Origin of the sequence: Amycolatopsis sp. NPDC026612 (assembly GCF_040638285.1) — a bacterium.
In the GTDB taxonomy this organism is placed as follows: Bacteria; Actinomycetota; Actinomycetes; order Mycobacteriales; family Pseudonocardiaceae; genus Amycolatopsis.
In genome coordinates this window covers 208012-229779 of sequence record NZ_JBEZYB010000005.1, presented here as the reverse complement: position 1 = coordinate 229779, position 21768 = coordinate 208012, and the positions used below count along the sequence as shown (strand labels likewise).

The window sequence follows — 21768 nt, the reverse complement described above, 5'->3', positions numbered from 1 at the left end:
GCTGACCCGGCCCGGCAGCTGGGCCCCGGGGCGGCGGCCTGGGGAACCACCGCCCCGGGGTGTCCTTTGTGGAGGATCAGCTCAGCGAGCCGTCCCCGGTCTGCGGCGCTCCCGCCGGTTTGACCCCGACCTGCGGTTTTCCGGGCTTCGGTGCCTTCGGCGACGTCGTCGGCTTCGGCTGGGGCTTCGACGTCGTGGGCGGCTTGGGCTTGGTGGTCGGCGTGGTCGGCGTGGTCGGCGTGGTCGGCGGCGGGGTGCCCGTGATCGTGAACGCGGCGGTCGCCTTCCGGCCGTCCGAGCAGGGGAACGACGCGGTGTACTTGCCGGGCCGCTTGATCGCCGTCGTGTGGCCGCGGTACTTGCCGAAATTGCCGCCTTCGGTCCAGGCCAGCGGTGCGGCGAAGCCCGCGGAGGTGACCGGGCCTTCGGGCGAGCACCCGTTGCCCACCCCGGAGAGCACTTCCGCGTCGATCCGGCCGCCCGGGTCGACCTGCTCGGTCAGCGACCACCAGACTTCGCCTGCCGCGCCGGCCGGGACCGGCAGCGCGAGCGTCATCGCGCTCGCGGCCGTTAGGCCGATCAGGGTTTTCTTGAACATTGTTCGTCCCCTCCCGTTGGTGGTCCCTCCACGTCTGAGCCGGGGAAATGGTTGAGTCCCTTCTTCATTCAAGTACATGAACACAAGTCGCATCTATGATTCGCTGTCACGTATGGGTTAGCTTGTCGGCCGTTGGACCCGTCCGGTGGCGAGGAGAGTCGATGCGCAAGAGCCCGCTCGTTTTCGTCGTGGTCGTGGGGTTGTCGTTGGCGACACCCGCGGCCGCGGAAGCCCAACCCTGGCGCAACGCCCGCCAGTCACCCGATCGCCGAGCCGCGGAACTCATCGCCGCGATGACCCTCGACGAGAAGATCTCCCAGCTGCACCTGCAGCCCGACGCCGAGCACCAGCGGTTCGTGCCGCCCATCCCGCGGCTGGGCGTGCCGGGGTTCCGCATCGCCAACGGCCCGGCGGGCATGGGCCCGGCCGACGACAAACCGCAGAAGCCGGCGACGGCGCTGCCGGCGACCATGGCGCTGGCGTCGACCTTCGACACCGACGCCGCCCGCCGGTACGGCAGGCTCATCGGCAGTGAAACCCGCGCGCTCGCGCACAACGTGTCCGAGGCGCCCGACATCAACATGGCCCGCGTCCCGCGCAACGGCCGGACGTTCGAGGGCATGGGGGAGGACCCGGTGCTCGCCGGGGCACTGGCCGCCGCCGACATCCGCGGCATCCAGGAGAACGGCACCATCGCCGAGGTCAAGCACTACGCGGCGAACAACCAGGAGACCCAGCGGCACAACATCGACGAGCACATCGACGAGCGGACGCTCAACGAGATCTACCTGCCGCACTTCGAGCAGTCGGTGACCGAAGGCCACGCCGGTTCGGTGATGTGCGCCTACCCGAAGATCAACGGCGTGTTCACGTGCGAGAACCCCGCGCTGCTGCAGGACAAGCTGCGCGACGACTGGGGGTTCAAGGGGTTCGTCCAGTCGGACTGGGGTGCCGCGCACAGCACCGTCGGGTCGGCGAACGCGGGCATGAACCTCGAAATGATCGACGGCACCTGGTACGGCGACAAGATGAAGGAGGCCGTGCTCGCCGGGGAGGTGACCGAGCAGCGCGTCGACGAGCTGCTGCTGCCGCGGTTCCGCACGATGTTCGCCTTCGGGCAGTTCGACCACCCGCCGGTGCTCACCCCGCTGCCGACCGCCCGGCACGACGCCGCCGCGAAGGAGTTCGCCGAACGCGGCATGGTGCTGCTGCGCAACGAGCGCGCCCAGCTCCCGCTCGACCCTTCCGTGAAGTCGATCGCCCTCATCGGGCCGTTCGCCACCAAGGCCAAGACCGGCGGCGGGGGCAGCTCCGCCGTCATTCCGACGTCCACAGTGGACCCACTGCCGGGCCTGCAGCAGCGCGTCCCGGGCGCCGTGGTGACCCTGGACGACGGCAGTGACCCGGCGCGGGCGGCCGCGCTGGCGCGCACCGCCGAGGTCAGCGTCGTGATGGTCGGTGACAACGAGGTCGAGGGCAAGGACCGGCCCAGCCTGGCACTGGACGGCAACCAGGACGCGCTGGTGACGGCCGTCGCCGCGGCCAACCCGCACACCGTCGTCGTGGTCAAGAGCGGCGGCCCGGTGCTCATGCCGTGGGCGTCGAGCGTGCCGGCGATCCTCCAGGCGTGGTACCCGGGCCAGCAGGACGGTGCGGCGGTGGCGGGCGTGCTCTTCGGCGACGCCAACCCGTCGGCGAAGCTGCCGATCACGTTCCCGGCGGCGGAGACGGACACCCCGGCCAACACCCCGGCGCAGTACCCCGGCGTCGGCGGCGTCGCCACGTACTCGGAGGGCCTGCAGATCGGCTACCGGTGGTTCGACGCGCAGGGGCGCACGCCGTTGTTCCCGTTCGGCTACGGCCTGTCGTACACGACGTTCGCCTTCTCGGGCCTGTCGGTGAAGAACACCGGCGACGGCGCCACGGCGACGTTCACGGTGCGGAACACCGGCCACCGGGCGGGGGCCGAGGTCGCCCAGCTCTACCTGAGCTTCCCGGCGGCCGCGGGCGAGCCGCCGCGCCAGCTCAAGGGGTTCGAGCGGGTGGAGCTGGCGCCCGGCCAGGCCCGGCGGGTGACGATCCGGCTGGACGCGCGCGACTTCTCCGTCTGGGACACGGCGAGCCACGCGTGGCAGCCGGCGCGGGGCGCGTTCACCGTGTCCGTCGGCGACTCGTCGCGCTCCCTGCCGCTGCAGGCACCGCTCGTGCGGCGGTGACGGCTCAGGCCTTGCAGCCGGGCGCGTTCGCGGCGGCGAGCATCAGCTCCGGGGACGCCGAAACGGCGCCGACCGGGTCGTAGGTGCCGTCGAGGCCCTGCTGCGCGTCGTCCAGGGCCCGGACCGCCGGGCGCTGGGAGGCCTCGTCGCCCGGTTTCGCCCGGTCGAGCGCGGTCTTCGCCTCCGCCGCGCGGTCACGCGCCTTGGTGTACTTCGTGACGAACGCCTTGCGCGCGGTCTCGGCGAGCGGCACCGGCGCGGCCGGCAGCGCGGTCAGCTTGTCGACGGCTTCGCCGGTGCGGGCCGCGATCCCGCCCAGCGCGGCGCTGAGGTCCCTCTGGGCCTCGGCGACCGTGCTGGGCGTCGGGCTGGTGGGATCGGCCTCCCGGTTGGTGCGCTCCCGGTAGCCGTGGACGGCGGCGCAGAAGCCGTCCATCCAGCTCACCGCCGCCGGATCGGCGGTGGGCGAGCGCGGGATGCTCTCGGCCGGGCTCGGCCGGCCCGACGGCGGGGCCCCGGCCGTCGTGCCCGAGCACGCGGTCAGCAGCAGGCAGGCGCCGAGCAGTGCCGGAACGATCTTCATGGGTTCCCCCTCGCGGTGTTTCCCCCGCCTACACGCGCGAGGGGCCCGGAAGGTTGCGTCAGGCCGCGGCGAGGGTACCGCCGAGCGCCCGCTGCCCGTCGGCGGTGAGTTCCGCCCGCGCCCACTGCCCGACGGCCACGACCCGTGCCGGCCGGATCAAGCCGGCCCGCGCCAGCTGGTGCGCGGTGGACTGGTCGCAGCAGGGCAGGCCGTCGACCCGCAGGTCCGGTTCACAGCTGCAGGTGAGCTCGGCGCGCCCGGCGCCGACGGCCCGCAACATCGCCATCGCCCGGCGGTTCAGTTCGGTGATCATGTCTCCCCCTCAAGTCGTTCCGACTATGAAGAGACGTGACCGCCGTCACCGATACGCGACTTCGGACCCGGTCACCCGAAAGGTCTATGCGCGGCGCCGGCCGCGGAGCGTTCGAAGCGGCGCGTGGGGGAAAGCGCAGCCGGGCCTCAGAGCCGTTCCTGCAGCGCATCCGCCGCCGCGAGGAGGTCCGCCGCCCACCGGGCTCCCGGTTTGCGGCCGATCCGCTCGATGGGGCCCGACACCGAAACCGCGGCCACGACCGTGCCTGCCGAGTCCCGCACCGGCGCCGAAATGCTCGCCACCCCCGGCTCGCGCTCCGCCACGCTCTGCGCCCAGCCTCGTCGCCGGACCTCCAGGAGCGTCCGCTCGCCGAAGACCGCGTCCGCCAGGATCGTGCGCTGCGTGTGCGGATCCGCCCAGGCCGCGAGCACCTTCGCGCCCGAACCGGCCGTCATCGGCAGCCGCGAACCGATCGGGACCGTGTCGCGCAGCCCGCTGGGCGGCTCGGCCGTCGAGACGCACACGCGCTGGACGCCGTCGCGCCGGTACAGCTGGACGCTTTCGCCCGTGACGTCCCGCAGTTTCGGCAGCACGACGCCCGCCGCGTCGAGCAGCGGGTCCGTCGAACCGCCCGCCAGCTCGGCCAGGGCCGTACCGGGGCGCCAGCGGCCGTCCGGGCCGCGGCGCAGCAGCCGGTGCACTTCCAGGCCGACCGCGAGCCGGTGCGCGGTGGCCCGGGGCAGGCCGGTCCGCGTGCACAGTTCCGCGAGGCCGCAGGGGTCGTCCGCGACCGCCTGCAGGACGGCCACTGCTTTGTCCAGTACTCCGATACCGCTATGCTGTCCCACGACCCGATACTAGCGTCCCGCACTTTGGGAAGTCCAGCATCTGGGAAAACCCTGAACTCGAGCTGCGCCCTCCTTCGCGGCTCGCACCCCGGTTCCGCAGGTGCGCGCCCGAGTTCGACGACGAACCGTGGAAGGAGCCGGAGATGACCAGCCCGACCGGCAAGGCCCGCACGCTGGCGGAGAAGGTGTGGGAAAGCCACCTCGTGCGCCGAGGCGAAGGCGCCGAACCGGACCTGCTCTACATCGACCTCCACCTGCTGCACGAAGTGACCAGCCCCCAGGCCTTCGACGGCCTCCGCCTGGCCGGGCGGCCGCTCCGCCGCCCCGATCTGACCATCGCGACCGAGGACCACAACGTCCCGACCGTCGACATCGAGCTCCCCATCGCCGATCCGGTCTCGCGCACCCAGGTCGACACCCTTCGCCGCAACTGCAAGGAGTTCGGTGTCCGGCTGCACCCGATGGGTGACGCCGAGCAGGGCATCGTGCACGTCATCGGCCCCCAGCTCGGCCTGACCCAGCCCGGCATGACCGTGGTCTGCGGCGACAGCCACACCTCGACGCACGGCGCGTTCGGCGCCATCGCCTTCGGCATCGGCACGTCCGAAGTCGAGCACGTCATGGCCACCCAGACGCTGCCGCTTCGTCCCTTCAAGACGATGGCGATCACGGTCGACGGCGAGCTGCGCCCCGGCGTCACGGCGAAGGACGTCATCCTCGCCGTGATCGCCAAGATCGGCACCGGCGGCGGCCAGGGTTACATCCTGGAGTACCGCGGCAAGGCCATCGAGGCCCTCTCGATGGAGGCCCGGATGACCGTCTGCAACATGTCGATCGAGGCCGGCGCCCGAGCCGGGATGATCGGCCCGGACGAGACGACGTTCGAGTACCTGAAGGGACGGCCGCACGCCCCGCAGGGCGCCGACTGGGACGCGGCGGTCGAGAACTGGCGGCAGCTGCGCACCGACGACGGCGCCGAGTTCGACGCCGAGGTGCACCTGGACGCGAGCGAGCTGACGCCGTTCGTCACCTGGGGCACCAACCCCGGCCAGGGCCTCCCGCTGGGCGCCGAGGTGCCCGACCCGGAGCAGATCCCGGACGAGAACGACCGCATCGCCGCTGAAAAGGCCCTGTCCTATATGGACCTGAAGCCCGGCACGCCGCTGCGGGAGATCGCCGTCGACACCGTCTTCCTCGGCTCCTGCACCAACGGCCGGATCGAGGACCTGCGGGCCGCGGCCGACGTGCTGCGTGGTCGGAAAGTGGCGGACTCCGTCCGGATGCTGGTGGTTCCCGGCTCCATGCGGGTCCGCAAGGCCGCCGAGGAGGAGGGGCTCGACGAGGTCTTCACCGCGGCCGGCGCCGAGTGGCGCCAGGCCGGCTGCTCGATGTGCCTCGGCATGAACCCGGACCAGCTGAAGCCGGGCGAGCGCAGCGCGTCGACGTCGAACCGCAACTTCGAGGGCCGGCAGGGCAAGGGCGGCCGGACGCACCTGGTCTCGCCGCTCGTGGCCGCCGCCACGGCCGTCCGGGGCACGCTGTCGTCGCCGGAAGACCTGCTGACCGCCGCCCGCTGACCACCCGAGGAGCTACAGCCATGGAACCGTTCACCCAGCACACCGGCGTCGGCGTCCCGCTGCGCCGGTCCAACGTGGACACCGACCAGATCATCCCGGCGGTCTACCTCAAGCGGGTGACCCGGACGGGGTTCGAAGACGGCCTGTTCGCCGCCTGGCGCGGCAACGAGGACTTCATCCTCAACCAGGAGCCGTTCTCCCGCGGCAGCGTGCTCGTCGCGGGGCCGGACTTCGGAACCGGTTCCTCCCGCGAGCACGCCGTCTGGGCGCTGATGGACTACGGCTTCAAGGCCGTCATCTCCGCCCGGTTCGCCGACATCTTCCGCGGCAACTCCGGCAAGGGCGGCCTGGTGGCCGCGCAGTGCGAGCAGCACGACGTCGAACTGCTCTGGAAGCTGCTCGAGAACGAGCCCGGCACCGAGGTCACGGTGGACCTCGAGACCAAGACCGTGCGGGCCAAGGACTTCACCGCACCCTTCCAGATCGACGACTACGTCCGCTGGCGGCTGCTGGAAGGTCTCGACGACATCGCTCTCACGTTGCGCCATGCCGGTGAGATCGACAGCTTCGAGACGAGCCGCCCCTCCTGGAAGCCCACGACGACGCCGGTGGCCGCCGGCTAGCCCGGTCGGGGGGGCGGGATCCCTTGTGCGGCAAGGGACCTCGCCCCTCCCCGGCCGGCTTCGACCCGACATCGAACGGCTCTCCGCAGGCCCCGTTCACCGGGCTCTTCGCGAGGCGGAACCCCTCCCCGGACAAGGGAAAGTTCCGCGTGCCGTTTGGAATTTGTGCTGCCTTGGTAATACCGTGTCGCTAGTCGGCCGACGCGGCCGTGGACGAATAGTTCCTTCTTGGAGGACTGGACATGGCCAACAAGGCCCAGCTGATCGAGGCGCTGACGGAGCGCCTGGGCGACAAGAAGGCCGCTGCCGAGGCGGTCGACGGTCTGGTCGACATCATCATCCGGACGGTCAACAAGGGCGAAAAGGTCAACATCACCGGCTTCGGCGTGTTCGAGAAGCGCGCCCGCGCCGCCCGGACGGCCCGGAACCCGCGCACCGGTGAGGCCGTGAAGGTCAAGAAGACCAACGTCCCCGCGTTCCGCGCCGGAACCACCTTCAAGGAGGTCATTTCGGGCGCGAAGAAGCTCCCGAAGGCCACCCCGGTCAAGCGCGCGACCACGAGCACCCGCACCGCGGCGGCCACGACGGCGCGAGCCACGACGTCCCGCACGCCCGCGGCCAAGCCCGCCACGACCACGCGGACCCGCGCCACCGCGGCGAAGCCGGCGGCGGCGAAGCCCGCGGCGGCGAAGCCCGCGACCACGAGGACGACGGCGGCCAAGGCGGCCCCGAAGGCGGCGGCGGCGAAGCCGGCGACCACGCGGGCGAAGGCCGCCCCCAGGGCAACGGCGGCGAAGACGACCACGGCAAGGACGACGGCGGCCAAGGCGACGGCCGCGAAGACGACCACTGCTGCGAAGACGACCACTGCTGCGAAGACGACCACGGCCGCGAAGACTCCGGCTGCGAAGCCGGCTACGGCGGCGAAGGCGACCACGGCGGCGAAGCCGGCCACGGCGCGGAAGACCACCGCCGCCAAGGCACCGGCCCGGCGCACCCCGGCCGCGGCGAAGAAGGACTGACCCGCCGCTGACCCACCACCGACCGCCCAAAACTGTCGGACCCCTGCGGTAACGTGAAATCCGGGGGACCCCCAGGGGGTGACCCCCTGTTGGGCGAGCGGCTTTTCCGGCAGGGCTCCGCGCGACGGGCGCGGGGCCCTGCCGCATGTCCGTGCCGGCGCGACGGAAGCGATCCACGCGCCAGGGCGGCCGGCTCGCCCACCCGGTCGGCCGGCGAATCGCGGGAGCCGGCTCGTGTAGCCCCCGGGCGCCGAACGCGGATCGAGCGGGGTGGGTGCCCGCGCGCACGACTGCCTCGCGAGCAAACCTCGTCTCAGGTCAAGCGAACCGACCGCCCGGGCCAGTGATCACGTACGCGAGCCGACCCTCCGGGCACGTGAACGACTCTCCAGGCACGCCAACCGACTCGCCCGGCACGGAAGCGGCACGGAAGCGGCGCGGCCAAAGATCACCCGCTGCCAGCAGCGGTTCCCCGAACGGACACCGCGCGTCACCCGCTCGGCCCAACCCTGCCCCCGGGACCGGTTCCGTCCAATTTCGCAAAGTTGCTTGAGCGCCCGGCCGAGTGGTGCCACGCTGCGTTCCTCGGGGCCCGCGTCCGGCGGGGCCGGCGGTGCGCGAGGCGAACCTGGGGGCGACCACCATCGACATCCGGCTGCTCGGCCCGTTCCAGGTGCTCGTCGACGGTTCGCCGGTCGTGCTGACCAGTTCCCGGCAGCGGGCGCTGCTCGCCACGCTCGCGCTGTCCGCCGGCCGTCTGGTGTCGATCGATGCCCTCGCGCGGGGCGTCTGGGGAGAAACTCCGCCCGCGCACATCCGGGGCAGCCTGCAAACCTACGTCATGCGCCTGCGCCGGCTCTGCGGCGAAGAAACCGTCGTCACGGAACCGGACGGGTACCGGCTGGTCGTCGACCCGTCCCGGGTGGACGCCCTGCGCTTCCTCCAGACCCTCGACCAGGCCGCCGCCGCGACGGAACCCGCGCAGCGCCGGGAACTGCTCACCACCGCGATCGCCGGCTGGGGCGGGGTGCCCCTCGAAGGCGTCGGATCTCCCGCGCTGGCCGCCGAATGGGGACCGCTGCTGACCGAGCGCTACCTCTTCGCCGTGGAACAACGCATCGACCTCGACGCCGGGCTCGTCCCCGACGCGCGGCTCGTCGCCGAACTGACCGACCTCGTCACCCAGCACCCGCTGCGGGAGTCGTTGTGGGAACGGCTGGTGCGCGCCCTCGCCCGCGCCGGGCGCCGCGCCGAGGCGCTGGCCCGCTACGCCGGGCTGCGGGCGTTGCTGGCCGACGAACTGGGCGTCGAACCGGGCGAGGACCTGCGCCGCCTGCACGCCGAACTGCTCGCCGCCGACGCCGAACCGGCCGCGCACACCGTTCCCCGGCAGCTGCCCTTCGACGTCGCCGGCTTCACCGGCCGCGGTCCCGAACTGGCCGAACTCGACCGGCTGCCGCCCGGCGGCGCTTCCGGCATCGTCGTCATCGAAGGCACCGCCGGGGTCGGGAAGACGTCGCTGGCCGTGCACTGGTCCCACCGCGTCCGCGACCGCTTCCCCGGTGGCCAGCTGTTCCTCGACCTGCGCGGCCACTCCGCGGACACCCCGGTCACGCCCGGCGCCGCGCTGGCCGGCTTCCTCCGCGCCCTCGGCGTCCCGCCCGAGACCCTTCCTTCCACAGTGGAGGAACGGTCGGCGCTGCTGCGCAGCAGGCTGGCCGGCAGCCGCACCCTCATGCTGCTCGACAACGCCCGCGACGCCGACCAGGTCCGGCCGCTCCTGCCCGGGCCCGGCAACCTGGTCGTGGTGACCAGCCGCAACCAGCTGCGCGGCCTGGTCGCCCGCGACGGCGCGCGCCGCATCGCCTTGCGCTCCTTCGACGACCGCGACGCGACCGCGCTGCTCGCCGGCAGTGTCGGGTCACAGCGCGTCGCCGCCGAGCCCGGCGCCGTCGCCGAACTCGTCCAGCTCTGCGGCCGCTTGCCGCTGGCGCTGGCGCTGGCCGGGGAACGCGCTTCCCGGTTCTCCGGCGTTTCGCTCGCCGGAATCGTCGAAGAACTGCGCGACCAGCGGCTGCGGCTCGACACCCTCCGCGATCCCGAGGACGCCGGCACCGACCTCCGCGCCGCTTTCTCCTGGTCGTACAAGGCACTGCGCCCGGCCGCGGCCCGCTTCTTCCGGCTGCTCGGCCTGCACCCCGGCCACGGTTTCAGCCTGGCCTCGGCCGCCGCGCTCGCCGGCGCCGACCTGCGCGAGGCCCGTGAACTCGCCGACCAGCTCGCCGCCGCCCACCTGCTCAACCAGCCCGGCACCGACCGCTACCAGTTCCACGACCTCCTGCGCGTCTACGCCGGCGAACTCGTCGAGACCGAAACGACGGCGGCCGAGCGTGCGGCCGCGCTGCGCCGGCTCCTCGACTGGTACCTCGCCAGCGTCGCCGAAGCGAACAAACTCGTCCGTCCCGACCTGCTCACCGAGGACATCACGCTCGATCCCGCACCGCTGCCCGCCGTCCGCTTCGCACAGCACGAGCAGACGATCGCCTGGTACAACACCGAACGCCAGGCCCTCACCGCGCTCGTCGGCATCGCCGCCGGCCACGGCTGGACCGCGCACGCCTGGAAACTCGCGTGGCTGCTGCGCGGGTTCTTCGCCGAACGCCACGACCGCGACGACTGGATCACCACCGCGCGCACGGCCGTCGCCGCCACCCGCGACGCCGGCGACAGCACCGGGCTCCAGTACAGCGCCAACAACCTCGGCTCGGCGTACCTGCGCACCCTCCAGCCCGACAAAGCGCTCGAAGCACTGGAGGAAGCGCGCGCCGCGTCCGAGAGCGGCGAGGGAACCGCGCTGACCGTGGCGATCCTGTCGAACCTCGCGGGCGCCTACTACGTCCGGGCCGAATACGCCGAAGCCGAACGCCACGCCCTCCAAGCCGTCCACCTCGCCCGCGACCACGGCCAGCGCACGTTCGTGCCGCACGCGCTCCTCAACGTCAGCGCCAGCCGCATCGGGCTGCGCGACTACGACCACGCCGCCGAAGCCGCCCAAGCGGCTCACGAAGCCTTCGCCGAACTCGGCGACCGCTACCACGCGGCACTGGCGCTCGGAAACGTCGCCGAGGCCCTCGAAGGAGCCGGCCGGCACGGCGAAGCGGAGAAAGCCGGCCTCGACGCCCTCGCCGAACTGAAGGAATTGAACGCCGACTACGGCACCATCGACGTCCGGATCACGCTCGGCCGCCTCAAGCACCGCACCGGCCGGGCGCACGAGGCGCGCGGCCACTGGGCCGAGGCGCTGACCGTCAGCCAGCGCCTCGGCGATCCCCGCGTCGCGGAGATCCAAGCCCTGCTGGCCACGGTGCCGTCGGACAGGCACCCGGCCCGGGATGCGCCGTACCCCTAGCCCGGCGCAGCCCAGCGGGACCCGAACCAAGTACACCAAGATCGACTGTCACGCCGCTGTCTTGTGCCGGTGACGTTCGGCCGCGCGGTCAGGAGCGGCTGGGCGAGGGGGCCGGGAGCGCGCTCGGGTGGTAGTCGGCCGCCAGGAGCAGCGGGGCTTCCTCGGCCGTCGGCGGCCGGAACGACAGCACCCAGAACGAGCCTTTCTTGCTCGGCACCGCCCGGCCGCGCGCGGCCGGGAGCTCCACGCCGTCGCGGTCCGCCAGTGCGCTCACCAGGTCCGGGATCACCCCGCCCTGGCTGCACACCACCGGGGTTCCGCCGTCGCCGGCCACGGCCAGCAGCCGGGCCACGCCCAGCACCGGGTCCGGCCAGTAGCCCTCTTCCGAGAACAACGGCTCGTGCCGGACCTCGGCCGCGAAGTCCTCCGCGACCCCGTGCACCGTCTGCACGCACCGCAGGCGCGGCGCCGCCAGCACCCGGTCCGGCCCGAACAACGCCAGCACCCGCCGCAGCGCCGCCGCCTGGCGTTGTCCCGCCTCCGACAACGGACGGAGGTCGTCGTCGCCGGACCAGTCGTCGCGCTTGCCCGCTTTCGCGTGCCGCACCAGCAACACCGTCGTCAGGCCGACCGGCAGCTCGCAGAACGCGCGCAGCACTCGCACGTCCTCCGGCCGCGTCAGCACCTTCTCCGCCGCCGCCGGTTCCAGCCAGCGCAGCTCGTCGACCTCGTCGTTCGCCGCGAACTCGCCGGACACCGCTTCCGCGGCGAAGTAGTCGACCGTCTTCGGCACCGTCCCGGAGCCGGTCCGCGACGGCACCGGGTACGCCGTCCGCGCCAGGTAGCGGCCCAGGATCGCGGTGAACCCGGTTTCCTCGCGCACCTCCCGCACCGCGGCCTCGGCGATCGTCTCGCCCGGATCGAGCTTCCCCTTCGGCAACGACCAGTCGCCGTACCGCGGGCGATGCACCAGGGCGACTTCCGTCACCCGCCCGGCGAGGCGCCAGAGCACCGCGCCGGCCGCCCGTACCTCCTGGGTCATCCGGCGGCCCCGTGCAGCTTCGCCAGCTCGAGCTGGTGGTCACGCACCCGCGAGCCGTCCGCCGGGAACGGCGTCCACTCGCCGCTCTCGGTCAGCACCCAGCACCGCGTCGCCGGGTCGAGCGCGGAGTCGAAGATGTTGTCGAGCTGCGCGGTCAGCTTCGGGTCCTTCACCCGCACCAGCGCCTCGATCCGCCGGTCCAGGTTCCGGTGCATCATGTCCGCGCTGCCGATCCAGTGCGTGCCGCCGGCGCGGAAGTGGAAGACGCGCGAGTGCTCCAGGAACCGGCCCAGGATCGACCGGACGTGGATGTTTTCCGACAACCCCTCGACACCCGGCTTCAGCGTGCAGATGCCGCGCACGACGATCTCGACCGGCACCCCGGCCTGCGACGCGTGGTAGAGCGCGTCGATGATCTGCTCGTCGACCAGCGAGTTGCACTTGATCCGGATCCCGGCCTGCTGCCCGGCCCGGGCCAGCTCGATCTCCTCGCCGATCGCGCGCACGATGCCGCGCCGGATCCCGTGCGGCGACGTCAGGATCGTCCGGTAGGTGTCCTGGCGCGAGTAGCCGGTCAGCACGTTGAACAGGTCCGTGACGTCCGCGCCGATGCTCGGGTCGGCGGTGAACAGGCCGATGTCCTCGTAGAGCCGCGCGGTCTTCGGGTTGTAGTTCCCCGTGCCGATGTGGCAGTAGCGCCGGATCGTCGAGCCCTCCTGGCGCACGATCATCGACACCTTGCAGTGCGTCTTCAGCCCGACCAGCCCGTACACGACGTGCACGCCCGCGCGCTCCAGCGTCCGCGCCCAGGTGATGTTGGCCTGCTCGTCGAACCGCGCCTTGATCTCCACCAGCGCGACGACCTGCTTGCCCGCCTCCGCGGCGTCGATCAGCGCGTCGACGATCGGGGAGTCGCCCGAGGTCCGGTACAGCGTCTGCTTGATCGCGAGGACCTTCGAGTCGGCTGCCGCCTGCTCGATGAACCGCTGCACGCTGGTCGAGAACGAGTCGTACGGGTGGTGCACCAGCACGTCACCCTCGCGCAGCGTCGCGAAGACGCTCTTCGGCGTCTCGCGCTCGCCGAACGCCGGGTGCGTCGCCGGGACGAACGGCCGGTCCTTGAGCTCCTTGCGGTCCACACCGGACAGCTGGTGCAGGCAGGTCAGGTCGAGCAGGCCGGGCACCTCGACGACATCGGCCGGGTCGACGTCCAGCTCCCGCAGCAGCAGCTCGAGCATGTGCTCGCTCATGTCCTGCGCGACCTCGAGGCGCACCGGCGGGCCGAACCGGCGCTGCGCCAGTTCGCGCTCGAGGGCCTGCAGCAGGTCCTCGTCGCGGTCCTCGTCGACCTCGAAGTCGGCGTTGCGGGTGACGCGGAAGACGTGGTGCTCGGTGACGTCCATCCCGGTGAACAGCTCGCCGAGGTGAGCCGAGATGAGCTCTTCGAGCGGCAGGAACGTCGCCGTCCGGCTCGTGCGCTCGGTCTCGACGCGCATCAGCCGCGGCACGTTGCTCGGCACCTTCACCCGGGCGAAGCGCTCGGTGCCGCCCTCCGGGTCGCGGACCGTGACGGCCAGGTTGAGCGAAAGGCCGGAGATGTAGGGGAACGGGTGCGCCGGGTCGACCGCCAGCGGCGTCAGCACCGGGAAGATCTGTTCGGAGAAGTAGCTGGACAGCCGGAGCTGGTCGGCGCCGGACAGGTCGTCCCAGCCGACGATCAGGATGTCGTGCTCGGCCAGCTGCGGGCGCAAGTGCTTCTCGAACGCGCCGGTCTGCTGCTCGACCAGGTCCTGGTTGCGCTTGGAGATGTAGTCCAGCTGCTCGCGCGGGGTGAGCCCGTCCGCGCTGCGCACCAGCAGGCCGGTCTCGTCGCGGCGCTTCAGGCCGGCGACGCGGACCATGTAGAACTCGTCCAGGTTGGACGCGAAGATCGCGAGGAACTTCGCCCGCTCCAGCAGCGGCTGCGACTCGTCCTCGGCCAGCGCGAGCACGCGGGCGTTGAAGTCCTGCCACGACAGCTCGCGGTTGAAGTACCGGTCGTCCGGCAGCGTCTCGACGGCCGTCGGCGCGGCGGTGACCGCAGGGGGCGCCGACGGGACGGAGCGGAACTCTTCGGCGCCGCGCGGGTTGCCCTGCGCGGAGCTGCGGCGCCGCGTCGTCGCCGGGGTGGCCGCGGCGGCGGTGGTCTTGCGAACTCTCGCCTTGCCGGCGGTGGCACGGGCCGCGGTGTCGCGCGCGGTGGACTTCGACGGGACCTTCTTGCCGGTGGCCGGCTTGGCCGCGGCCGGTTTCGCCGCGCTCGCCCGGGAGGTCGTCTTCTTCGCCGACTCCGAGGATTCGTTCGCCGGGTTCCGTCGCCTCCGCGGTGCGGGTGTGCCGCCGTCGTCTGTGCTCACAGCCCCCATTCTTCACTACGTCCCGCGGAATTGCGCAGGCCTCGGTGAAGGTCGGATGAACACCTCAGCGCGGTACCGCGCACGGTTCGCCGAGGTGGGCGGCGGTGTGTTTCCCGACACCCATGGCGCGCACGTGGGCAAGATCGTCCGGGGTGTCGACGTCACTGCGCAGCGAAACCAGGGCCTGGTGCAGGGGGATCGCCCCGGAACCGGCGTGGTTCCGGGCCGAGCCGGGACCGAACCGGGGGTCGAGGGGCTCGCCGGCGGCGGCCAGCAGCAGGGTGGTTCCGGTGCCTTGCCGATCGGCGACGAAGGCCCTCCTCCCGGCGGCCTCGGTGAGCGCGGCCGTGAGATCGCCGGCGCGGAGGGCAGGGAGGTCGGCTTGGAGCGCGCCCACGACGGCGGCCGGATCGTCGGCCTTCAGCAGGGCCTCGCCATGGCGGAAGGCGGCGTTGAGGTTCCTTTCGGCGGGTTCGGCGACGATCTCGATACCGAGCTGACCCAGTTCGGCAACGGCCGCGGGATCGGCGGCGACGAGCAGCACCCGCCGCACCCGCCCGGCCGACACGACGGCGGCGAGCGTGTCGGCGGCGAGCGCCAGGACCAGCCCGGGGTGGCGATCCGCCTCGACGGCACCACGCAGCCGCGACTTGCCGTCGCGGGGGTGTTTCATCGGCACGACCAGATCCACGTCCACGTGTCCATCTTTACCCGAAAGCCGGGGCGGCCGTCGGTGGGACGGGTGGGTTGTCCACAGGCGACGGGTGTTGTGGACAAGCCGGGGCGGTGGGGGTTCGGGGCGGGGTTTTGCCGGGTGGGGTCGATACCGTCGGTTCCGGTGGGATGGTGGTCCCCCTGGGAGGGCGGGCTGTGTGGGGCGGGGGCAGCGAGCTCCCGCCGGATCGCGCTGGGTTCCGGCGAAGTGCGAGGGCGCTGCCGGCCGCCGCCACGCGCTTCGGAACAGGCTGGCGGCGGCAAGGGAATCCGGAGGTGGCGAATGACTCGTTCGAGGCCTCCGACGTCCCCGAGGACTTATTCGCGATGCTCGACTCCGCCCTGACGACCACCACCGCGGCCCGGCGTGGACGAGCGGGCCGGTGGGCCACCTGCCCGGCGAGGCCTCACCGCCGTCCCGAAATGCCCCCTGGCCAGGCCGAACCGACCCTCCCTGGACTGCACCGAGCCCGGCGCGGCAGGATCAACGCCGGACGTGCAGTGTGGAGGAGGAGATCGTGGCCCGGCGTGAGAAGGGCGGCTTCTGGGTGGGGCTCGCCGCCGTAATGTTCTACCCGCTCACCGCCCTCGCCCGGCGGGTCTACGTCGGGGCCGGGAAAGTTCCCCGGCAGGGGCCCGCGCTGCTCGTCATGAACCACATCTCGCACCTCGATCCCGTCGTGGACGCCGTGTTCGTGCACCGGCAGAAGCGCGTTCCCCGCTTTCTCGGCAAGGAGAGCCTGACCCGGACGCCGTTCTTCGGGAAGATCTTCGTCGGGGCCGGGCAGATCCCCGTCTCGCGCGGCTCGGTCGCCGCGGGGGACAGTCTCAAGGCCGCGCACGATGCCCTCGCCCAGGGGAAGGTCGTCGTCATCTACCCCGAAGGCACGATCACCAAGGACCCGGCCGGCTGGCCGAAGGAGTCCTTCACCGGCGCTGCCCGGCTCGCGCTGCAGAACGACGTCCCCGTCATCCCGATCGCGCGCTGGGGCACCAGCCAGATCTTCAACGGCTACACGAAGAAGTTCACGCCGTTGCCGCGCAAGACCGTGACCCATTCCGTCGGCGATCCGCTCGACCTGTCCGCCTACCGCGACGGCAACACCCGCAGCGCGTCGAAGCTGCGCGAGGTCACCAAGATCATGATGGACGACGTGACCCGGCTCCTCGCCGAAATCCGGCACGAGGAACCGCCGGCGGCCAAGCCGGAGGATCCCGCCTGATGCGCGCCGACGTGCAGCGGGTCACCGTGCTCGGGGCCGGTTCGTGGGGCACCGCCTTCGCCAAGGTGCTCGGCGACGCCGGCCGGGATGTCACGCTGTGGGCGCGCCGCGAGCAGGTAGCCGAGGACATCCGGGAACGGCACACCAACCACGCCTACCTGCCCGGCGTGGACCTGCCGGAGAACATCACCGCCACCAGCGACCCGGCGCGGGCCCTGGCCGGCGCCGAAGCCGTGGTGCTGGCCGTGCCCAGCCAGAGCCTGCGGGCCAACCTGACGTCGTGGCGCGCCCTGCTGCCGCCCGAAGCGATCCTGGTCAGCCTGGCCAAGGGTGTCGAGCTCGGCACGCTCAAGCGGATGAGCGAGGTGGTCGCCGAGATCGTCGGGATCGCCGCCACCGACGTCGTCGTGGTCACCGGGCCGAACCTGGCCAAGGAGATCGCCGCCGGCCAGCCGTCCGCCTCCGTGCTGGCCTGCGCCGACCACGAGCGCGCGGTCGCGATCCAGCGCGCCTGCGCCAACTCCTACTTCCGGCCGTACACGAACACCGACGTCGTCGGCTGCGAGCTCGGCGGCGCGTGCAAGAACGTGATCGCGCTCAGCACCGGGATGGCCGCGGGCCTCGGCCTCGGCACCAACACGATGGCGACGCTCATCACCCGCGGGCTGGCCGAGATGGCCCGGCTCGGCGCGAAGCTGGGTGCCGACCCGCTCACGTTCGCCGGGCTCGCCGGCGTCGGCGACCTGGTCGCGACGTGCTCGTCGCCGCTTTCGCGCAACCGCACCTTCGGGGAGCGCCTCGGCCGCGGCGAGACCCTCGAACAGGCGCAGGCCGCGGCCGGCGGGCAGGTCGCCGAGGGCGTCATGTCGTGTTCGTCGATCCGGGCGCTGGCCCAGAGCGTCGGTGTCGACATGCCGATCACCGACGCCATGCACCGCGTCTGCCACGAGGGCGTCGACCCCCGGCAGGCCGGGGCCGAGCTGCTGGGGCGGTCGCAGAAACACGAATGGTCCTGACCGACCGCCCGGATGGTGGGAGCGGCTTGACCGGGCGGGGAGCGGCTGGAACTCTGGTCGCCATGTTCGCGCACGCCATGTCCGAGTCGTGGGGCCTTCCGGGCCTCCGCTCCGCCGTGCGCGCGTGTCGCTGTTGTCGGTGAACCCAGCCCCGGCCCAGCTCGACACCCTTTTCTTCCCGTGAGGACCCTCATGTTCGCCGTCCCGGACAACACTCTGCTGCGTCCCGAAAACCCCGCGCTGCGCCACCCGGTGCGCGTCGCGCTCGAGGTCGCCGCCGACCGCGACCGCTGGCGCCACCTGCTGCGGTACGACCCCGACGAGCGCTTCGCGGCGCTGGTGTCGAAGGACGAGCAGCAGGAGGTGTGGCTGATGGGCTGGCTGCCCGGCCAGCGCACCGACCTGCACGACCACGCGTTCGCCAGCGGCGCGTTCACCGTGGTCGGCGGCCACCTGACGGAGGCCGTGGCGCGCCGGGCGCCGGGCGGCCGTGCGGTCACCGAGCTGCACGCACTGGCGGCGGGGCAGTCGCGGGTGTTCGGGCCGGGGTACGTGCACGAGGTCCGCAACGACGGGCCGGACCCGGCGATCTCGGTGCACGTCTACCGCGACGCCGGCCGCGCGATGCGCCCGTACCACCTCGACCCGCTGGGCGGCCCGGTCCTGGACTGACCAGCGCAAGTCCGTGAAGGCCCATTCACGGACTTCAGTCGAGGTCGCCGCGCAGGCGGAACTGGCGCTCGATCTCAGCGCGGTCCGCGCCGCTCGCCAGCAGCGTGTGCAGCAGGATCCGGGACTTGCGCGGGTCCAACCAGCCCGCCATCGTCGCCCCCATCGCGATCAGGCTGGACTCCGAGCCGTGGAAGCCGTACGTCGACCGCAGCGTCGGGCCCGCCCCCGTCCGCGAAGCGACGACCACCGGCAACGACGGCACCAGCCGCGCGATCACGTCCGCCGTGCCGGACGAAACGTGCCCCACACCCGCGGCCGCGATCACCACACCGCGCACGTCCGGCTGCGCGGCCACGGACGAGAGCACCGTGCCCGAGTCGTCGAGACCGGCTTCCACCACCGGGACCAGGTCGCCGAAGTGCTCGCCCGTGAGCACCGGCAGCCGCGGCGGCGACGGGTGGAAGTAGTGCACCGCGTGCTCGACGACCATGCCCAGCGGCCCCGCCGGCGCCGACGAGAACGCCTCCAGGTGGCTCGAATGCGCCTTCCGCACCCAGCGCGCCGCGTGGACGTCGTCGTTGAGCGTGACCAGCACGCCGCGGCCGCGGCTGCGCGGATCGGCCGCGACGGTCAGCGCGTTCCGCAGGTTCGCCGGACCGTCCGGGCTGAACAGGCCGGCGTTGCGCATCGCCCCGGTGAGCACCACCGGGACGTCCGACGGCCAGCACAGGTCCAGGAAGTACGCCGTCTCCTCGAGGGTGTCCGTGCCCTGCACGACGACGAAACCGTCGGCGTCCTGCCGCAGGCCCCATTCGCGGCACTGCAGGAGCGTCGCGAAGTCCAGCGACGCGCTGCCGATCCCGGCCAGTGTCTCCGCCAGGACGTCCATCGGCAGGTCGCCGAGGCCACCGAGCAGTTCGGCCGCGCCGAACCGGGGGACGGCACCGCCTTCGCCGGACGCCGGCGCCATCGAAATGGTCCCGCCGAGCGTGGCGACCGCGATCAAGGGCATGGCTGCACCCTAATTAATGAACGGCACCGCAGCCGTGCTTGACCGCCTGGAGCGTGTAGCTCGCCGCGAGCCGCGACGGCGTGTCCCGCAACCGCCACTCGCCCGTCGCCTCGTCGCCCACCATCTGCCCGGGCAGCGCGTTCCACGGGACACTGTCGTGCTCGGTGAAGCCGGTCAGGGTCAGGCCGTGGTCCAGCAGGGCCGTGATGATCTCGCCCAGCGAGTGGTTCCACGAGTGGCTGACGCTGTTCTCCAGCGGCCGCTCGACTTCGACGTACGTCGCGGGCTCATCGAAGACCAGCGGCTCGGCGTGCTCGAAGTACGGGTACCTCGGGGACGCCGGATCGTTCTCGTCCAGTGTCCCCAGCATCGGATGCCCTTCGCGGACGAACAGCCGTCCACCCGGGCGCAGCAGGCCGGCGACCACCGAGGCCCAGCGCGCGGCGGACGGCAGCCAGCACAACGCCCCGATCCCGGTGTAGACCAGGTCGAACTGCCCGGCGCCCAGCACCTCGACGGCGTCGTGGACGTTCGCTTCGTGGAAGTCGATGTCGGCGCCCGCCGTGGCCGCGAGCCGCCGCGCGTGCGCCAGCGCCGGGCCCGAGAAGTCCAAGCCCGTCACGGAAGCGCCCAGGCGGGACAGCGAGACCGTGTCCGTCCCGAGGTGGCACTGCAGGTGGACCGCGCGCAGCCCGGCGAGGTCGCCCAGGCGTGGCCGGTCGAAGCGCACGACGCCGCTCAGATGGGCGGGGTCCGACGCGTAGGCCGCGAACTCGTAGTCCGGCGACGCCGCGTGCAGGACTGCGCGCTCGTCCCAGTTGGCCTTGTTGACGGCGAAGGAGTCCGTCACGACGTCGCCGCGCGCTCGGCCGCGCTGCGCAGCACACAGAATTCGTTGCCCTCGGGGTCGCCCAGCACGGCCCAGCCGGTGCCGTCGGGGTTGCGGCGATCGTCGACGAGGGTCGCGCCCAGGCGCAGGATCCGTTCGACCTCGTCGTCGCGCGGGCCATCCGGCTGCAGGCAGACGTGGAGGCGGTTCTTCACCGTCTTCGGTTCGGGAACGCGCAGGAACAGCATGTCGATCCCGCCTTCGAGTTCGATGCCGCACTCGTCGTTCCCCGGCTGGTCCTCTTCGGGGATCGGCTTCCCGGTGACCTGGCTCCAGAACCGGCAGAGCGTGTACGGGTCGGCGCAGTCGACGGAAACGTTCAGCACGGACGACGGCATGGCACTCCTCGAAGTCGGGTGCTGCCGAGTCTGGCCGAGCCCCGGCTACGGAGCGAACCGATTTCAGGAAGCCAGCGCCAGCCCCGCCGTCCGGTGCACGCGACGGCTGTCGTCGACGATGAGGATCTCGCAGTCCGGCCGGTCGGCCGCCCAGGTGATGCCTTCCGTGCCCATCGCGAACGCCGCGGTGGCCAGCGCGTCGGCGGTCACCAGGTCCCCGGCCACGACGGTGACGCTCAGCAGCCCGGTCGCCGGGGTGCCGGAGCGGCCGTCGAGGATGTGCGAGCCCCGCTCGTACGCCGCCGACGTCGCGATCGCGCCGTTGCGCGACTCCAGCACCGCGCACACGGCTAGGGGCTGCTCGGGGTGGCGCACCCCGACCCGCCACGGGCGCCCCGGCTCCGGCTCGCCGGCGGTGACGACGTCGCCGCCGGCGTTGAGGCAGAACGTGGCCGCGCCCTCGGCCTTCAGCATGTCGGCGGCGCGCTGCACCGCCCAGCCCTTGACGACCGCGCACGGGTCGAGGCCGCGGCCGGGCAGCCGCGCGCGGAACGCGCCGCCGGAGAGCTGCTCGTAGTACGCGCAGAGCTCCAGCACCTCCAGCAGGTCTTCGCTCAGTTCGGCGGCCGTCAGCTCGCCGCGGTCGTACCGGCTGACCTCGCTGTCTTCCTTGAACGGGCTGAACCGGGCGTCGACGTCGCGGAACCACGTGAAGACGTCGTCGACGACCTCGGCGAAGTCGCCTTCGTCACGCAGGTCGAGGGAGATCGGCAGGCCCATCACCTGTTCGACGCGGGTGGTCACCGCTTGCCCTTCGCGTCGATCGCGGCCTGCAGCGACGTCTTGTACGACTCGCTCGTCTCGGTCGCGCCGGTCACCGTGTCGATGTCGGCGCTCTGCGCTTGCATCGCCTCGTCCTGCAGCCGCGGCAACGCGGTGAGCGCACGCCCCACGTTCGGGGCCTGCAGCAACGTGATGGCGGTGAACCGGTTGCCGGTGAAGGTCACCTGCACCTGCACGACGCCGTACCGGCTGGACTCCGCGCTGCCCTGCGTGGTCACCACCGCGTCCGAAGCGGACGCGCTGGACGAGGGGGGCGGTGTGGACGATTCCGGCGCCTGCGGTGCGCCCGAGGAGGCCGATGTGGACGGTGCGGTGACACTCGGCGGCGGCTGGGCGATGGCGGCGGTGTTCTGCACCGGCCCCGGCTCGAACCGCCAGACCGCGATGAACCCGGCGATCGACAGCGCGACGACGAAGATGGTCTTCTTCACAAG

The 21768-nt window shown here is 72.3% G+C and carries 20 protein-coding genes; 8 read left to right on the top strand and 12 right to left on the bottom strand.

From position 1 onward, the window contains the following. Window positions 1–76 precede the first annotated feature (76 nt). Entirely contained in the window at window positions 77–598 is a 522-nt protein-coding gene (locus tag AB0F15_RS08060; RefSeq protein WP_360266958.1) for a hypothetical protein, read from the bottom strand. 161 nt (window positions 599–759) lie between these two features. Here AB0F15_RS08060 and AB0F15_RS08055 point away from each other — a divergent pair, with 161 nt between their 5' ends. Continuing rightward, the gene (locus tag AB0F15_RS08055) at window positions 760–2814 is read left to right on the top strand and encodes a glycoside hydrolase family 3 C-terminal domain-containing protein (protein ID WP_360266955.1); all 2055 of its coding nucleotides are present in this window, start codon (window positions 760–762) and stop codon (window positions 2812–2814) included. Between the two features lie 4 nt (window positions 2815–2818). On the opposite strand, the gene AB0F15_RS08050 is transcribed toward AB0F15_RS08055, so the two are convergent. From AB0F15_RS08050 to AB0F15_RS08040, 3 genes are all read right to left on the bottom strand, one after another. Continuing rightward, window positions 2819–3397 (bottom strand): hypothetical protein, encoded by a 579-nt coding sequence (locus AB0F15_RS08050; RefSeq protein WP_360266952.1) that lies wholly within the window; start codon window positions 3395–3397, stop codon window positions 2819–2821. A gap of 58 nt (window positions 3398–3455) precedes the next feature. After that, the gene (locus AB0F15_RS08045) at window positions 3456–3710 is read right to left on the bottom strand and encodes a hypothetical protein (protein ID WP_360266949.1); all 255 of its coding nucleotides are present in this window, start codon (window positions 3708–3710) and stop codon (window positions 3456–3458) included. A 146-nt stretch (window positions 3711–3856) separates the two neighbouring features. After that, a complete protein-coding gene (locus tag AB0F15_RS08040; RefSeq protein ID WP_360266946.1) occupies window positions 3857–4558 on the bottom strand; it encodes an IclR family transcriptional regulator in 702 nt (233 codons plus the stop codon). A gap of 143 nt (window positions 4559–4701) precedes the next feature. On the opposite strand from AB0F15_RS08040, the gene leuC reads away from it, so the two are divergent. The 4 genes from leuC (at window position 4702) to AB0F15_RS08020 (ending at window position 11189) form a co-directional block, all read left to right on the top strand. After that, window positions 4702–6135 carry a 3-isopropylmalate dehydratase large subunit gene (gene leuC / locus AB0F15_RS08035; protein ID WP_360266943.1) on the top strand — a complete coding sequence of 478 codons (1434 nt, stop codon included), beginning with the start codon at window positions 4702–4704 and terminating at the stop codon, window positions 6133–6135. Between the two features lie 20 nt (window positions 6136–6155). Continuing rightward, on the top strand, window positions 6156–6758 hold the full coding sequence (gene leuD, locus AB0F15_RS08030) for a 3-isopropylmalate dehydratase small subunit (protein ID WP_360266940.1): 603 nt from the start codon (window positions 6156–6158) through the stop codon (window positions 6756–6758). A gap of 242 nt (window positions 6759–7000) precedes the next feature. Beyond that, window positions 7001–7780 (top strand): HU family DNA-binding protein, encoded by a 780-nt coding sequence (locus AB0F15_RS08025; protein WP_360266937.1) that lies wholly within the window; start codon window positions 7001–7003, stop codon window positions 7778–7780. Window positions 7781–8393: 613 nt separating this feature from the next. Next, window positions 8394–11189, top strand: coding sequence for a BTAD domain-containing putative transcriptional regulator (locus AB0F15_RS08020; protein WP_360266934.1), 2796 nt, complete (start codon window positions 8394–8396; stop codon window positions 11187–11189). 88 nt (window positions 11190–11277) lie between these two features. Here the strand turns inward: AB0F15_RS08020 and AB0F15_RS08015 are convergent, their stop codons facing one another. The 3 genes from AB0F15_RS08015 to cofC are packed head-to-tail and all read right to left on the bottom strand — an operon-like array spanning window position 11278 to window position 15324. Continuing rightward, window positions 11278–12231 carry an NUDIX hydrolase gene (locus AB0F15_RS08015; protein ID WP_360266931.1) on the bottom strand — a complete coding sequence of 318 codons (954 nt, stop codon included), beginning with the start codon at window positions 12229–12231 and terminating at the stop codon, window positions 11278–11280. Further along, window positions 12228–14636: an RNA degradosome polyphosphate kinase gene (locus AB0F15_RS08010; RefSeq protein WP_360266928.1), complete on the bottom strand. Its 2409-nt coding sequence runs from the start codon at window positions 14634–14636 to the stop codon at window positions 12228–12230. The genes AB0F15_RS08015 and AB0F15_RS08010 overlap by 4 nt, the downstream gene beginning before the upstream one ends. A gap of 55 nt (window positions 14637–14691) precedes the next feature. Continuing rightward, entirely contained in the window at window positions 14692–15324 is a 633-nt protein-coding gene (cofC, locus tag AB0F15_RS08005) for a 2-phospho-L-lactate guanylyltransferase (protein WP_360266925.1), read from the bottom strand. Between the two features lie 520 nt (window positions 15325–15844). Here cofC and AB0F15_RS08000 point away from each other — a divergent pair. The 3 genes from AB0F15_RS08000 to AB0F15_RS07990 all read left to right on the top strand — a co-directional run bounded on the left by AB0F15_RS08000 (window position 15845) and on the right by AB0F15_RS07990 (window position 18252). After that, window positions 15845–16564, top strand: a complete 720-nt coding sequence (locus tag AB0F15_RS08000; protein WP_360266922.1) for a lysophospholipid acyltransferase family protein — start codon at window positions 15845–15847, stop codon at window positions 16562–16564. After that, window positions 16564–17580 carry an NAD(P)H-dependent glycerol-3-phosphate dehydrogenase gene (locus tag AB0F15_RS07995; RefSeq protein WP_360266919.1) on the top strand — a complete coding sequence of 339 codons (1017 nt, stop codon included), beginning with the start codon at window positions 16564–16566 and terminating at the stop codon, window positions 17578–17580. The genes AB0F15_RS08000 and AB0F15_RS07995 overlap by 1 nt, the downstream gene beginning before the upstream one ends. Before the next feature lie 192 nt (window positions 17581–17772). Beyond that, window positions 17773–18252 carry a cysteine dioxygenase family protein gene (locus AB0F15_RS07990; RefSeq protein ID WP_360267157.1) on the top strand — a complete coding sequence of 160 codons (480 nt, stop codon included), beginning with the start codon at window positions 17773–17775 and terminating at the stop codon, window positions 18250–18252. A gap of 34 nt (window positions 18253–18286) precedes the next feature. Here AB0F15_RS07990 and AB0F15_RS07985 read toward each other — a convergent pair whose 3' ends face one another. From AB0F15_RS07985 to AB0F15_RS07965, 5 genes are all read right to left on the bottom strand, one after another. Further along, entirely contained in the window at window positions 18287–19264 is a 978-nt protein-coding gene (locus AB0F15_RS07985; RefSeq protein ID WP_360266916.1) for an asparaginase, read from the bottom strand. 13 nt (window positions 19265–19277) lie between these two features. Next, window positions 19278–20114 carry a class I SAM-dependent methyltransferase gene (locus AB0F15_RS07980; protein WP_360266913.1) on the bottom strand — a complete coding sequence of 279 codons (837 nt, stop codon included), beginning with the start codon at window positions 20112–20114 and terminating at the stop codon, window positions 19278–19280. Next, the gene (locus AB0F15_RS07975) at window positions 20111–20491 is read right to left on the bottom strand and encodes a VOC family protein (RefSeq protein WP_360266910.1); all 381 of its coding nucleotides are present in this window, start codon (window positions 20489–20491) and stop codon (window positions 20111–20113) included. The genes AB0F15_RS07980 and AB0F15_RS07975 overlap by 4 nt, the downstream gene beginning before the upstream one ends. Window positions 20492–20554: 63 nt before the next feature. Further along, window positions 20555–21295 (bottom strand): FAD:protein FMN transferase, encoded by a 741-nt coding sequence (locus AB0F15_RS07970; protein WP_360266908.1) that lies wholly within the window; start codon window positions 21293–21295, stop codon window positions 20555–20557. Beyond that, window positions 21292–21765 carry an FMN-binding protein gene (locus tag AB0F15_RS07965; protein WP_360266905.1) on the bottom strand — a complete coding sequence of 158 codons (474 nt, stop codon included), beginning with the start codon at window positions 21763–21765 and terminating at the stop codon, window positions 21292–21294. Before AB0F15_RS07965 ends, AB0F15_RS07970 begins: the two co-directional genes overlap by 4 nt. Window positions 21766–21768 lie beyond the last annotated feature (3 nt).